Consider the following 15912-nt stretch of genomic DNA (forward strand, 5'->3'; position numbering starts at 1 on the left):
AGGTTAAGCGTATCAAAAAAAGACTAAAAATACTGTTACAGTTAATAGGTATTCTTCTATTGTTGTTCATCATTTTGGTGTTGGTGCTCACTATTCCCTACGTTCAGACACAATTAGGAAAATATGCCACCAAGCGCTTAAACGAGGATTTCAAGACCAATATAAACATCAATAGGGTAAGTTTACAGTTTAATGGCGATGTAGAATTAAAGGACATTTATATTGAAGATTACAAAAAAGATACGTTAATAAGTATTCAAGAGCTAAACACTTCTATATTAAGTTTTACCAATTTGGCCAGTGGTAGTTTGGTTTTTGGCGATATTGATATTGAAAACCTGCTGTTCAACATAAAAACCTATAAAGGCGCTAGCGATACCAATCTAGATGTTTTTGTGCGAAAGTTTGAAAGTAATAATCCGCGCGAAAAAAAAGGTAATTTTCTATTATCATCGAGCGACGTTACGATTAACAACAGTACGTTTTTGTTATCTGACGAAAACAGGGAAACCAAAGAACGACTCCATTTTAACGATTTAAACATTAATGCCACTAATTTTTTAATTAACGGAAGTGAGGTTAGTGCTAGAATAAACACCTTGGCATTTGAAGATAGCAGAGGCGTGGTTGTTGATAATTTAATGACCAATTTCAGCTATACCTTAACCGACATGACTTTTGAGAACTTAGAGATTAAAACACCAAGATCTAACCTAAAAGGCAATTTAAAGTTTTTGTATAAGCGTGAAGATTTACAGTATTTTGAAGATAAGGTACAACTAAAAGCCAATTTTGAAGGTTCAACCATTTCGTTGGATGAATTGAACGTTTTTTACAATGAGTTTGGAAACAATCAATCGGCCAGATTTGATGTTACGCTCTCTGGAACTTTAAATAATTTACAGGCAGATAACTTAAGACTCACTACCAGCAGCCGAACACAAGTTTATGGCGACCTTACCTTTAAAAACTTATTGAACAAAGCGCCTAATAACTTTTACATGAATGGTAACTTTAGAAATTTATCGTCCAGTTATGGCAATTTAAGAGCGTTGTTGCCAAACATTTTGGGTGAGGCCATACCATCTTCGTTCGAACGGCTGGGTAAGTTCACCATAGTGGGTAATTCGCAAGTAACGTCATCGACAGTTTTGGCAGATATTAAAATTGATACCGAATTGGGCTTGGCGAATTCCAATCTTAAAATCACTAAAATAAACGACATCGATAATGCCGATTACAAAGGTAAAATTGTTTTTAAAGAGTTTGATTTTGGTACTTTTTTAGACGACCCCAAAGTTGGAAACGGATCGTTGGATTTTGATGTGAACGGTAAAGGGTTTACAGCTGAAATGATAGACACACAGGTAAAAGGAGAGGTGTATCAGTTAATCTATAACAACTACAATTACCAAAACATAAAAGTAGCCGGAAACGTAAGAAATAAAATTTTTGACGGAAACCTGATTGTTAACGATCAAAACTTGCGTATGAATTTTAACGGGTTGGTAGATTTCTCAGAAGTTGTTAAAAAGTATGATTTTGAAGCCGTAGTAGATTATGCAGATTTAAATACGCTTAATTTCGTAAAACAAGATAGCGTTTCTAGGTTTACAAGTCGGGTGAAAATGAATATGAACAGTAGCAGTCTAGACGATGCCTACGGAAAAATAGCCTTTACAAATACAGTTTATAAAAATGAACACGATACGTATTACTTCGATAAGTTTGATGTATCGTCGCGATTTGATAATAATATTAGGTATGTTGAATTCAGTTCGCCTGATATTATTGAAGGAAGTTTAAAGGGGCGTTTTTTCTTAAAAGATTTAAAAAAACTATTCGAAAACTCCATTGGCTATATTTACACCAATTACATTCCGCATGAAGTAAAAACCGATCAGAGCATCGATTTCAATTTTAAAATTTACAATAAAATTGTTGAGGTCGTTTTTCCAGATATCGAATTAGGTAAAAACACATTTATTCGTGGACGGGTAGAGAGTGAAGAAGAAAACTTTAAGCTAACGTTTAAATCGCCAAAAATAAAACTTCTTGACTATTACGCAGAGGGGTTAGAACTCCAAGTAGACAACAGTAATCCACTTTTTAATACATATGTTGAGGTTGATAGTTTAGATGCCAAATACTATCAAGTTTCCGATTTTAATTTAATTAACGTAACGGTTAACGATACGTTGTTTATGAGGTCGGAATTTAACGGCGGAAAACGCAGCCAAGATATTTATAACTTAAGTTTTTATCATACCATAAATGAAGAAAATGAATCCGTTTTAGGGTTTAAGAAATCTGATATTACAATAAAAAACAACAAATGGTTCATAAACGAGGCGCAAGACCAGTTCCATAAAATTTCATTCGACAAAAAATTGACAAAATTGGATATCGATAAGTTTAAAATAAATCACAAAAACGAAGAGATTAAACTTTCGGGCTTTTTAAAAGACTCTACCCAAAAAGATATCAAACTAGATTTTACTAATGTAGATCTCGAAAAAATAACACCCGATATTGATAGTTTATCTTTAGCGGGAAATGTAAACGGAAAGTTGGATATTCTGCAAAAAAACGGAAGCTATCTGCCAAATTCAACCATAGTAATCGATAATTTTAAGGTCAACGACTTTTTGTTGGGTTCTTTTGATGCAACTGTTACCGGGAATGAAACGCTTACAAACTATGTAGTCGATGCCACAATAAAGGACGATACTTCAAAATCATTTAGTGCCAAGGGCGATATAAATGTATTGGGCAACCAATCCACAATAAATGTGGCGCTCAATTTCGATAAATTCAATCTTTTACCGTTAAATCCGCTTTTAGAAGGAGTTTTAACCAATATAAGAGGAGCGGTTTCGGGTGCTGTAAATGTTGTAGGCAATTTAAAACGACCAGATATTAATGGCGATTTAATAGTAAAAAGCGGCGGTTTGGGAATCCCTTATTTAAATGTCGATTACGATTTTAATAACAATGCTTCGGTGACCTTAAAAAACCAAACGTTTGTATTCAATAATATTAGGCTAACCGATACTAATTACAATTCCAAAGGGGTGTTGAACGGTTCTATTAGCCATTTTAACTTTTCTAAATGGCGTTTGGGACTTGATATTGCAACACCACGTTTGTTGGTGCTTGATACCAAAGCCACCGATGATGCACTATATTACGGTACAGGCTTTGTTGGTGGACGGGCGAGCTTAACAGGCCCCACAGAGCAGTTAGTTATAAGTGTTGTTGGAGAAACAAAACGCGGCACAGTATTTAAAATTCCGTTGAGTGATGCCGAGTCGTTTGGCGATAATTCATTTATTCATTTTATAACAAAAGAAGAAAAAGAGGCCAGGGAAAAAGGAACAGAAGTTGTTTTTGAAGAAATACAAGGTTTAGAAATGGACTTTGACCTTGATGTTACTGAAGATGCCGAAGTAGAAATTATTATTGACAAAGAAACCGGACACTCATTGAAAGGACGAGGTAGAGGCGGGCTCTTAGTAGAAATAAATACCAATGGTAAATTTGATATGTGGGGAGATTTTGCGGTATTTGAAGGCGTTTACAATTTTGCTTACGGAGGCTTGATTCAAAAAGAATTTATTGTTCAGCCTGGTGGAACAATAGCTTGGGACGGCGACCCGCTTAAAGCACAAATAGATATGTTGGCCATTTATAAAACACAAGCCAACCCTTCACCATTATTGGATAACCCTATAAATAGAAGTATTCCTGTTGAATTGAATATTGAACTGACAGGAGATTTAGAACAGCCCAACCCCGAGTTTAGTTTTGAATTTCCAAATGTAAACTCAACCATAAAATCTGAGCTTCAATATCGTTTGGAGTCTCCAGACGATAAGCAAAATCAAGCTCTGTACTTAATTTCCACCGGGTCGTTTTCACGAGGCTTGAATGAGCTTAATTTTTCAGGTACTATTGCCGAGCGTTTAAATGGTATTATTAACGGTATATTTACCAACGGCGACAGTAAAATAAATATTGGTTTGAATTATGAAGCCGGACAGAATAGGCCCGATTATCAAACTGATGACCGTTTTGGGGTTACCCTACAAACTCAGATAAGCGATCGCGTATTAATAAACGGTAAGGTAGGGGTGCCTGTGGGCGGAGCAACCGAAACGGTGGTTGCCGGCGATGTTGAAATAGATTTTCTGTTGAATGAAGAAGGAACACTCACGGCTAAAGTGTTCAACCGAGAAAACAGTATCCGTAATTTTGGAGAAGCCATCGGCTATACCCAGGGTGTTGGTCTTTCCTATAGTGTAGATTTCGACACCTTTAAAGAACTTCTGAAAAAATTATTGGCAAAACCTAAAAAAAGGGAAGACGTCATAATAGAAGAACAGCCCGAAAACGAAAACGCCAACGTATTGCCAGATTACATATCTATCAAATCGGCCTCCAAATAATTGTGCACTTTTGATGTTTTCCGAATAATGGCCATACTAAAACGTTATAGTTTTAAAAAAGTATTAAATTGCCAAAAATGCTTTAGATATATGGTATTTGTTTATTAATTTTACGCTTCAAAAATTTAAAATAAACGAATGCCTAAAACTATAAAAAAAGTAGCTGTATTAACTTCTGGTGGAGATTCACCTGGAATGAATGCAGCAATACGTTCTGTTGTAAGGTCATGTGCCTATCACGGCGTAGAGTGTTTTGGAGTCTATAGAGGTTATGAAGGTTTGATTGAAGGTGACTTTGAATACTTGGATGCCCGTAGTGTAAAAGGTATCATCAATAAGGGAGGGACGATATTAAAATCGGCACGATCTAAAGAATTCAGAACAATAGAAGGGCGCCAAAAAGCCCACCAAAACTTAAAAAATGCCGAAATAGACGGTTTGGTTGTTATTGGTGGTGATGGTTCATTTACTGGCGCACTTATATTCAATCAAGAATTTGGTTTTCCAGTTATGGGAATTCCAGGAACTATAGATAATGATATTTTTGGTACAACCCACACGCTTGGATTTGATACGGCTTTGAATACGGTAGTCGATGCTATCGATAAAATTAGAGATACGGCCAGTTCACACAACCGTTTGTTTTTTGTGGAAGTGATGGGGCGTGATGTGGGCCATATTGCTCTTAATGCCGGGATAGCTGGTGGTGCCGAGGAAATTTTAATTCCTGAAGAGGATTTAGGGTTAGACCGATTGGTAGAGTCTTTAAATAAAAGTAAAAAATCTGGAAAATCGTCCAGTATTGTTATAGTTGCTGAAGGTGATAAAATAGGTAAAAATATTTTTGAGCTTAAAGACTATGTTGATGAAAATATGGAAGGTTACGATGTACGTGTTTCTGTTCTAGGGCACATGCAACGTGGAGGTGCACCCTCTTGCTTCGACCGCGTTTTGGCCAGTAGAATGGGGGTTAAGGCCGTTGAATCTATGCTAAATGGCGAAACAAACTATATGGTGGGGCTTATAAACAGTAAAATGCAGCTTACACCATTAGAGCAAGCTATTAAAGGAAAAACAAAAATAAATTTAGAATTATTGCGTGTCTCAGATATCATGAGCACTTAACATTTATAAACACGATTATGTCAAAATTAAAAATTGGAATTAACGGATTTGGAAGAATAGGTAGAATTGCTTTTAGAGTAGCAGCTTCTAGACCTGAGATTGAAATAGTAGGAATCAACGATTTGTTGGATGTTGAGCATTTAGCATACTTATTAAAATACGATTCAGTACACGGGCGTTTTGATGGTACTGTTGATATTAAAGACGGTAACTTAGTTGTTAACGGAAACGAAATTAGAATTACTGCAGAGCGTAACCCAGAAGATTTAAAATGGGATGCCGTAGGAGCCGAAGTTGTTTTAGATTGTACTGGTATCTTCACAACTTTAGATAAAGCACAAGCACACATTAAAGCTGGAGCTAAAAAGGTAGCTATTTCTGCACCTTCTGCTGATGCTCCAATGTTTGTAATGGGTGTAAACCACGACAAGATTACTGCTGAAGATACTATTGTTTCTAACGCTTCTTGTACAACAAACTGCTTAGCACCATTAGCAAAAGTAATTAACGATAACTTTGGTATAGTTGAAGGTCTAATGACAACTGTACACGCTACAACAGCTACTCAAATGACTGTTGATGGCCCTTCTAGAAAAGACTGGAGAGGTGGACGTAGTGCATTAGCTAACATTATCCCGTCTTCAACTGGAGCTGCAAAAGCAGTAGGTAAAGTAATTCCAGAATTAAACGGAAAATTAACAGGTATGGCCTTTAGAGTACCAACTCCAGATGTATCTGTAGTAGATTTAACCGTAAGAACCGAAAAAGCAGCGTCTTGGGACGAAGTAAAAGCAGCTTTAAAATCGGCTTCAGAAAACGAATTAAACGGCGTGTTAGGATACACTGAAGAATCTGTTGTATCTCAAGATTTCGTTTCAGAATCATTAACTAGTGTTTTTGATGCTGGAGCAAGTATTGCGCTAAACGACAATTTCCTTAAATTAGTATCTTGGTATGATAACGAGTTTGGTTACTCAACCAAGTTAATTGATCTTGCTCAACATATAAGCAAAATATAATTTGGGAATATATAATTAATATTAATTACTCCACACTACCTAATCTTATTAGGTATTGTGGAGTTTTTTTAGTTTTAAACTTATGGTTTTAATTGTAGATAGTGGTTCTACCAAATCAGATTGGTTAGCGGTAGATAATAATGGAAATAAGTTAATGGAAAAAATCCGAACTAAAGGGCTCAATCCAGCCATTTTACCGGATAAGAGATTAATTAAGATCATTAACAAAAGCAAAGAGCTAAAGAGCAATAGCGAGGCGGTTACGCATGTGTTTTTTTACGGCGCTGGGTGCGGTACCGAAAACGCTCGAGCCATCTTAAAAGGGGTGCTTGAAGCGATTTTTGTGAATGCCCATGTTGAAGTTAATGAAGATACATTAGCAGCTGTTTACTCTACAATTAATACCTCAGATGAGGCCGCAGTGGTTTGCATTTTGGGCACAGGGTCTAATTGTAGTTACTACGACGGTAAAACCCTTCACCAACGTGTAAATTCTCTGGGGTATATTTTAATGGACGATGCCTCTGGAAACTATTATGGCAAACAGCTCATTAGGGATTATTACTTTAACCACATGCCCGAAAATGTAAAAATAGCATTTGGTAGTAAGTATAATATGGAAACCGATTTTATAAAATATAACCTATACAAACAACCCAGCCCTAACGCTTATTTGGCCACTTTTGCCGAGTTTATGTTTTTACATAAAGATTCAGAGTATACCATTAACCTTATTAAAGATGGCATTAGGCTTTTTGCAAAAAACATGATTTTTCAGTACGAAGAAGAACTAAAATCGGTACCGGTTCATTTTGCAGGTTCTATTGCTTATTTTGCTAGGAAAGAAATACGTGAAGTTGCCGAAGAAATGGGCTTTAAAGTTGGGAATTTTGTGCGTCGCCCAATAGATGGTTTGGTGCCCTTCCACACTAAAGATTTATAAATTTTTAAAAGCGTTCTAAGCTAATATGTCGCTAACGCAAGTAGCCTATTACATTTCCAATAAAGACAATAAGAAACAGCTTATTGACGAATTAATATCTGGAAGCAAGATTTCAAAACTTTCAGGTTTAAAGGGGGCGCTTTTTTCTGAAATAACCCTCAATAAACTCATTGAAGAGGAAATTAGGCACGACGATTTTAGCGTTGTTACGGCTACAAAAAACAGTCTTCAAAATTCCTCGCAAGGCGAACGTAAAAAGGCACTTTTAAAACATATTGTTAAGCAAAACCCTGACTATATTTTGGTCGATAATGTTTTTGATAGTTTAGATACGGCCACCCAAGAAGAAATTAGTAAAACACTAGAAGAATTAAGCGCTACGAAACATATCGTTCAAATTACCAATAGAAAGCGAGATATACTTCCTTTTATTAAAACCATTTATAGTTCAGAAAACGGAAACTATAAAGAAGGAATTGATGGGAATAATGCACATAGCAAAAATCAATTTGTAATGGATTTGCCAAATCCGGAGCATGTTTCAACCGAGAGTTATAATCCGTTGGTAAAATTTAATAAAGTTAATGTTTCGTATAACGGTCGCCCTATTGTAAAAGATATTTCTTGGGAAATTAAATTGGGCGAATTTTGGCAACTTATAGGGCCAAACGGTTCGGGTAAAAGCACGTTACTTACCTTAATTTCTGGCGATAATCCCAAGGCTTACAATCAAGATATTGTGTTGTTTGGTAAGCAAAAGGGCAGTGGCGAAACCATTTGGGATATTAAAAACAAAATAGGACACTACAGTTCTGAAATGTTGAGAGGGTTTAGGCGGTTGGACTCTATTGAAAAAATGATACTTTCTGGTTTTTTCGATTCTATCGGACTTTATAAATACCCTACCGAACGGCAAATTTTTATAGCTCACGAATGGTTGGAGCTTTTGGGACTATTGGATAAAAAAGACAAAGATTTCTTGTCTTTATCTGCCGGTCATAAACGTTTGGTGCTCATTGCGCGCGCCATGGTAAAACATCCCCCCTTATTGATTTTAGATGAACCCACTAACGGATTGGATGATGCCGATGCCCAACTTTTTGCCCAACTCATTAATAAAATTGCCAACGAAAGCCGAACGGCTATTTTATATGTCTCGCACCGAAAGGAAGACCATATAAAACCTAATTTTACTTACCAACTTACACCAAATAACCAAGGTTCTACGGGCAAAGTTGTTTAGGTGAAAACACTTGTTATTGTTTAAGTGTATTACACAATTAAAATTTTACATTTATATGATATCAGCAACAAAACTTTTAATCTCCTTATTTATTAGCATGATTAACGTAATAAAGTTTGAATATAATACGCTGTATGCCATTTGAATGAACGAACCAAAATCATATTTACTGCTTTTGATTTTTATATTTCTAGCCATAAAGATATATAGACAAACCGACACGAATAATGCAAAGGATTCAACCAATATTCAAAGTTACCATACCAAGATTTGACTTTAATAACCGGATATCAAATCCATAAAAATCATTTTTCAGAAATTGGAATTAGAATAAAAGAAGATAAAATTGTTGGACATCATCCAAACACAATTATTTATACAATATCAAACGAACTCAAATAAAACGATAAATTCTATCTGGGGACTTAAAGCTGGAGTTTGGATTGGGGGGACAAGCGGACTTAATTTGTTATTTGAATTTAATAAACTATATGGAATTTGCCAAAAATACGGTTAGATTTAGACCTGAAATCGGATTTGGATTTGGTGTCCTAACCAACAAAGACTTTGACGGAATGAATAAACATAATTTCGTATTAAACATAATGATTGATTTGAAAAAATTGAATAAAAATTATAGAAACGGCATACAACACCTGCTATAGTTCATTGCTTCTTACTTTACTCGCTGAAAGTCCTCGAAAATTTACTGTCTTCGGATTACAGAAGAAAATACTTACGTGTTTTCACGCACCGAAACCATAGTCCAGACCGTTGTATCGAAAAGCGAAAAAAGTTTTTCGGATGTCATTAATCGTTTTCCAAGTCGTCATCCATATCTTCAATAAGCTTTTCAAATTGTGAAGATTGTACTCTTACATTTCTTTTAACACGATATCGCAAGTGTTTTATGCGTTCCCTTTTAAGGCCTTTTATTAAAGAAAATGTCATAACAAGTAGGATAATGGCAAAAGGGAATGCCGCCAGCATTACAGCGGTTTGCAGTGTACTTAGTCCGCCACCAATAAGTAGCGAAATGGCCAGCAAGCCTTCAACCAAAGCCCAAAAAACACGAGTGCCTACGGGAGCGTCAAGTTTGCCTCCGGTGGTAATAAAATCTATGACTAAAGAACCGCTATCACTTGAGGTAACAAAAAAACTGATGACCAACAGAATGGCGACTAAGCTTAAAATGGCACTAAATGGATAGTTTTTAAGCATTTCAAATAGTGCTGTAGAAATATCTAAAGTTACCGCACTAGAGATATCGGCTAATTGGTTTAGCTCCAAATATATGGCTGACGACCCAAAAATGGTAAACCATAAAAACGAAAAGAGTGTGGGTAAAATAACAACCCCTGTTAAAAATTCTCTAATGGTTCTGCCTTTGGATATCCTGGCAATAAAAATACCTACAAACGGACTCCATGCAATCCACCAAGCCCAATAAAATACGGTCCAATTGTTTTGCCATTTGGTTTCAGAATATACTTCTGTATAAGTTCCTAATTCAACAAGATTTTGAAAATAAAGCCCTATATTTTCAATAAAAGAATCTAAGAGGAAAACGGTTGGACCAATAATGAGCATAAGCAGCATAAATACTGCAGCAATACGGATGTTTAGCACGCTTAATAGCTTTACACCTTTATCTAGACCAGAAACAATGGAAGCAGTGGCGAGTAGTGTAGTAAGCGTTATAAAAATCACCTGTGTTTTTACCGAGTTTTCTATGTCGAATAAGAAATTGAGCCCCGATCCTACCTGTTGGGCACCAAAACCTAAAGTAGTCGCTAAACCAAATAAGCAAGCAATTACAGCCAAAGTATCAACTAAATGTCCAAAAACACCATAAATTTTTTTGCCCAAAAGCGGAGCAAACAGCGACCGGACGGTAAGTGGTAACTTTCGGTTGAATGTAAAAAAAGCAAAGGCTAGTGCAATCATGCCGTATACAGCCCAGGGATGCAGTCCGTAATGTAAAAAAGTAAACTGAAAGGCTTGTTTTGCCGCATCAACCTCACCGTTAACAGGAATAGGAGGGGTACTAAAATGTTGAATAGGCTCGGCAACACCATAAAATATAAGGCCTATTCCCATACCGGCAGAAAACAACATGGAATACCAGGAGAAATTACTAAAATCTGTTGTAGCGTTACGTCCGCCCAATTTTATTTTTCCAAATTTACTAAAAGCCAAAATTACGGCGGTCACCAAAAGTATGTTCACCGTAAGAATAAAAAACCACCCAATTTTATCGTAAAGAAGGTTTCTAAATTCAAGAAAAAAATGGCTTAAGGGTTTTCCAAATATGATTGCAAACGATACAAATAAAAGTATAACAATGGCGGCAGGAATGAAGACTGGATAATGAAAGTCAAAAACTTTTTTGGATTTTTTCACAATTAAAATGGCTTATTTTAATAGTAATCATTTAATGTTGAAAAGTATAATTACTACCTTAATATTAATGCGAAACTTTTAAAACACAAACAAGGTATTCTTTAAAAAGTTGTGGTTGTTTTAAGGGGGGTTAAACAATAAATGTAGCCATTTCTGGTGGGATGAACAAAATAGCACTTAAAAGGCTAAACCTAGCGGTGTTATAAAAACAAAACCGTATTTTTATTTAGCGCTGGAGTTTGCTTGTATTGAATATGTATTTTGCTATATTAAAATGGTAAAAAATTAAACTATAAGAAATGAAACGCACTACAGTATTTTCAACCCTATTTTTGACCTTATCATTAATGGCATTTACGCAAAACCCGCTAGATTTTGGTAGCGATATCAGAACAGCTGATCCCTCAGCTCATGTATGGCAAGACGGACGATTATATATCTATGCATCGCATGATGAAGAATGTCAGGAAGATTTTTGGATGAAAGATTGGCATGTGTTTTCATCAGACGATTTGGTTAATTGGACAGACCACGGTGCTTGTTTGTCGGTGGATAGTTTAACCTGGGCCGATAACTATGCTTGGGCGCCCGATTGTGCTTATAAAGACGGAAAATATTATTTCTGTTTTCCAGCAGGTACAGGGCATAAAGACCGTGTTAATCCAGAAAATAGTACGAAGTGGATGGGCATTGGTATTGCAGTTAGTGAATCGCCAACAGGGCCTTTTGAAGACCATACTGGGGCGCCATTATGGACAGAGCCTTACTCTAACGACCCGTGTTTATTTATTGATGATGACGGTACACCATATGTGTATGCACATGGTAGTGGGGCGGACTATAAAGTAGTAGAGCTTACTGACGATATGAAATCTGTAAAAGGTGATTTTTATAAAATGGACATGGGCGGTTACGAACCTTCTATGGAAGGGCCTTGGATTTTTAAAAGAAATGATAAATATTATTTTACTATGCCTGAAGGTAATCGTGTGTTAACCTATTATATGGCTGATTCTCCAAAAGGCCCTTGGATGTACAAAGGTGTTATCATGGAGCAGGAACACCAAAGTAATAACCATCATTCCATTGTGGAATACAATGGACAATGGATTTTGTTTTACCACCGATGGCTGGATACGGGTGATGCTTGTGATAACCGGGAAAGGCAACGCCATATTTGTGCAGAATACATTTATTTTAATGAAGATGGCACGATTCAATCCGTAAAAAGAACAGAAGCAGGCTTATCGGCTCAACCCAAAAAATAATAAGGTTGGTTTTTACACAGCAGGCCTAATATCTACAGCGACTTTCATTTTGTTTTTTCCAGTACTGTAAATAACGCCTTTTAGAGGTGGAACATCGTAATAATCTCGCCCGTAGGATACGATGATGTGTTGATTTTTTGGTATTTGGTTGTTCGTTGGGTCGAAGTCAACCCAGCCAAAATGTGGTATAAAAACCGAAAACCAGGCATGAGAGGCGTCTGTACCAACCAATTTTTCTTTACCTGGTGGCGGTAATGTTTCAATATAGCCGCTAACGTATCGGGCGGGCAACCCAACCGAGCGCACACATGCTATGGCTATTTGTGCAAAATCTTGGCAAACACCCTTTTTTTGCTTAATAACTTCATGAATGGGGGTGGCCACATTGGTGACTTTAGTGTTAAATTCAAAATCGGTGTAAATGCGTTGCATTAATTCATGGGCAGCTTCAAAAATCGGGCGGTTGGGCTTAAAAGATATTTCAGCGTAAGCTCTAATTTCAGGAGAAATATTGGCAATCAAAACCGATTCCAAAATAAATTGTTTTGCTTCAATAAACTCAGGCTTAAACCTCTTCAATGCAGAAAGTGCATCATTTAAAGTTATATTTTGTCCGTCGTTGGAATCATAAATATTAGGAGCTAAAGTATAATCTCTTAACACCTTACTTTTCGCCGTAACTTCTAATTTGGTATGATGTTGCTGTATAGAAAAGCGGGTAATGGTATTGCCAAAAAAATCTAATTTTTCTGAAAATACGGCAGGGGTAGGGCTAATGTCAATATTGTAATCTATAACAGATTGCCCAGGCATATTCTTTGGTTTTATGGTAGCAATATTATGGCAAAAGGTTACGCCATTATCATATTCGTAGCTTGTATTATGCGATATTTGAAAAATCATTTAGGCTAGCGGAAAATTTTGGGTGAACAATTGTTTTTGCTGATAGGTATGATTGAAATACGTATCGGAAACGGCCATAGACGTCTCATGAAGTAAATCACTTATTTTTGATAGCATATCGTCCAGGTTTTTTCGGTGTTTTCCATCGGAATCCATTTGCAATAAATGGGCGAGGTTGGCATTATCAATCAATTCGTGGGCTTCGTTAATGTTTTCTTGGCATTTCAGGAAGGTACTGGTTCCTTTTGTTTCCGGTAATCTTGTAATGTCCTTTTTTATTCTTCCTACTTGATAGGCGAGCGATTTAGCGTATTCTTTGTCCAGCAAAATCAATTGAATCACATTTTCTAAGCTCAAATACGAACGGTAACTATATCGATAAATGTTTAAGCTCTCATGACTGCTTAACAAGGATTCTAATATCTCGTACTGTAAATGTTCATTATAATCAAAAACAAGTAACGAACGGCATTTGGCTATGCTCATCATGGCCTGTTCGGTTTGCAAACCAATAAAATACAACAACAAGCCCTGATTAACTAAAATGCTTTCTTCAATAAGCCCCATAAAAGCAATTAGCCTTGTTATAATACGGTCTAATAGTTTTGAAAGTTCGGTAATCGATCGGTCATCATTTCCCAAGAATTTAGACCATAGCCTATAGATACCATCAAATACACGCCACATATCTTTAGACCATAAACTTCTGAGTGTATAGTATGAATTACTGAAACTCTGCATTATTTGGGCCAAACTACCCAAACGTTTGTCGTCGGTCATTAACGAAACGATTTCCTTCAATGGGTTTTTTAAGGTTTCTGAAGCGCCTTTGCCCACAAATCCAGGAAAGGTTGATGTGATATTGGTTACGGATTTATAAAGTTCCAAAAGGCTTTCAGACTCAGAGCCACGGATGTTGTATTGCTCCTGGTTCATTTTATTGAGCACCATGCGTAAGTAACGTGCGGTAACCAAAGCACGCCCTAAATACCTGCCAGACCAATATAGGTTTTCGGCTGTATTGCTGGGTAAATCGTTGATGTCAGAAATTGAAATTTTACTTGAACTGTTCCACGAATAATTTTGAATATGGTTTTGCTCATGGTCTGAAATCACCCAAAAGTCTTTACTTATGCCACCACGTTGATTGGAAACAAAAAGCGTTTCACGTTCGGCGGCAACACGAACCAAACCACCGGGCATAACCTGGTAATCGTTGTTTTTAGCTATGGCAAATGTTCGGCAAATGACTTTTCGGGGTTCCAAGGTTCCGTTTTTAAAATCTGGTGCGGTTGAAAACGATATTTTTTCCTGCGCCACAAATTTATAGGGTGTTAGGAGAATTTCTTTTCTTAGATTTTCAAGGGCTTTATCATCTAGAAATTCACAGAAATAAATGTTTTCACGATTAGAGCGATCTATGGGTTTAACAACCAAATCTTTTAAATGGTCTAAAACATAATTTCGTTCTTTTTCTTGGCCACACCACCATGATGCAATTTGCGGTAAGATTAAATCTTCACCTAAAAAATAATTGCAGATGGCGTTCATAAATGGGATTAATCCAGAATTTTCAAGAATGCCACTTCCGATTGGGTTGACAACGGCAACCCGTTGCTCACGAATTACATCCAAGAGTCCGGCAACACCTAAATAGGAATCTTCACGTAGTTCTAAGGGATCCATAAAAACATCATCAACACGTCGTAAAATGACGTCTACCTGTTTTAATTCCTTTAGGGTTTTCATCCAAAGTTTACCGTTCCTAACAACCAAATCGTTACCGGATACCAAGGGATATCCAAAAAAGGAAGCCAAATAAGCGTGCTCAAAAAATGTTTCGTTATGCGGTCCAGGAGTTAAAATAACAATATTTGGGGTGCTCTTATTTTGCGGAGCGGCATCAATAAGCATTTGGTTTAGCTCATAAAAATATGCTGTGGGTTGTAAAACATTAATGTTTTGAAAGATGTTGGGCATGGCCCTACTGAGTGCATATCGATTTTCTAGCGCGTAACCCATCCCCGAAGGTGCCTGCGTTCTATCGCTAACTACCCACATACGCCCGTCTGGGCCCCGAGCCAAATCGGATGCGTAGATTAATAAATTTTTCGAGGTTTTATATTGAATTTGGTCGCATTGTCTTAAAAAACCGCGGTGGGCAAAAATTATTTCCTCTGGTATAATACCATTTTTTATCAATTCGCGTTCACCGTAAACATCTTTTAAAATAAGGTTTAATAGTTCAGCACGTTGAGCAATACCTTGTTCTATGGTTTTCCATTCATTTTCATGAATTAAAAAAGGAACCATGTTTAAACGCCAAGAACGTCGCATGCCATTGGGGTCGTTGTAAACATTATACGTAACCCCGTTTTCTTCCATCAGCCAATTGATTTCGACTTGCTTCGCCAATAGGCTTTCGGAGTCCATTTGGGTTAAGTTGTGAAGTAATTGCTCCCAATTGGGATTTACGGCCATGTTAGATTTTAATACTTCATAATAATTCCTGGAATCGGAAAAATAATTTTTAAATAAGGTATTTGAATCTATAAACATG

9 protein-coding genes are annotated in these 15912 nt (G+C 36.6%); 6 read left to right on the forward strand and 3 right to left on the reverse strand.

Annotated elements, in window-relative coordinates; all coding sequences use genetic code 11:
• Positions 1-59 precede the first annotated feature (59 nt).
• From GSB9_00321 to GSB9_00325, 5 genes are all read left to right on the forward strand, one after another.
• Positions 60-4448, forward strand: coding sequence for a translocation/assembly module TamB (locus GSB9_00321; protein UKM63775.1), 4389 nt, complete (start codon positions 60-62; stop codon positions 4446-4448).
• Between the two features lie 138 nt (positions 4449-4586).
• Positions 4587-5573: a 6-phosphofructokinase gene (pfkA, locus tag GSB9_00322; protein ID UKM63776.1), complete on the forward strand. Its 987-nt coding sequence runs from the start codon at positions 4587-4589 to the stop codon at positions 5571-5573.
• Between the two features lie 17 nt (positions 5574-5590).
• Positions 5591-6592 carry a type I glyceraldehyde-3-phosphate dehydrogenase gene (gene gap / locus GSB9_00323; protein ID UKM63777.1) on the forward strand — a complete coding sequence of 334 codons (1002 nt, stop codon included), beginning with the start codon at positions 5591-5593 and terminating at the stop codon, positions 6590-6592.
• 82 nt (positions 6593-6674) lie between these two features.
• Positions 6675-7535 carry an N-acetylglucosamine kinase gene (locus GSB9_00324; GenBank protein UKM63778.2) on the forward strand — a complete coding sequence of 287 codons (861 nt, stop codon included), beginning with the start codon at positions 6675-6677 and terminating at the stop codon, positions 7533-7535.
• A gap of 25 nt (positions 7536-7560) precedes the next feature.
• Complete coding sequence (locus GSB9_00325) at positions 7561-8778, forward strand: ATP-binding cassette domain-containing protein (protein ID UKM63779.1); 1218 nt, start codon at positions 7561-7563, stop codon at positions 8776-8778.
• An 810-nt stretch (positions 8779-9588) separates the two neighbouring features.
• On the opposite strand, the gene GSB9_00327 is transcribed toward GSB9_00325, so the two are convergent.
• On the reverse strand, positions 9589-11181 hold the full coding sequence (locus GSB9_00327) for a BCCT family transporter (protein ID UKM63781.1): 1593 nt from the start codon (positions 11179-11181) through the stop codon (positions 9589-9591).
• Positions 11182-11480: 299 nt separating this feature from the next.
• Between GSB9_00327 and GSB9_00328 the strand changes: the two genes are divergently transcribed.
• Positions 11481-12449, forward strand: coding sequence for a family 43 glycosylhydrolase (locus GSB9_00328; GenBank protein ID UKM63782.1), 969 nt, complete (start codon positions 11481-11483; stop codon positions 12447-12449).
• A 12-nt stretch (positions 12450-12461) separates the two neighbouring features.
• Here GSB9_00328 and GSB9_00329 read toward each other — a convergent pair whose 3' ends face one another.
• Together GSB9_00329 and GSB9_00330 are read right to left on the reverse strand one after the other, a co-directional pair.
• Positions 12462-13352 carry a transglutaminase family protein gene (locus tag GSB9_00329; GenBank protein UKM63783.1) on the reverse strand — a complete coding sequence of 297 codons (891 nt, stop codon included), beginning with the start codon at positions 13350-13352 and terminating at the stop codon, positions 12462-12464.
• Positions 13353-15911: a circularly permuted type 2 ATP-grasp protein gene (locus GSB9_00330; GenBank protein UKM63784.1), complete on the reverse strand. Its 2559-nt coding sequence runs from the start codon at positions 15909-15911 to the stop codon at positions 13353-13355.
• Position 15912: the final 1 nt, after the last annotated feature.

The organism is Flavobacteriaceae bacterium GSB9 (assembly GCA_022749295.1).
In the GTDB taxonomy this organism is placed as follows: Bacteria; Bacteroidota; Bacteroidia; order Flavobacteriales; family Flavobacteriaceae; genus Flavisericum.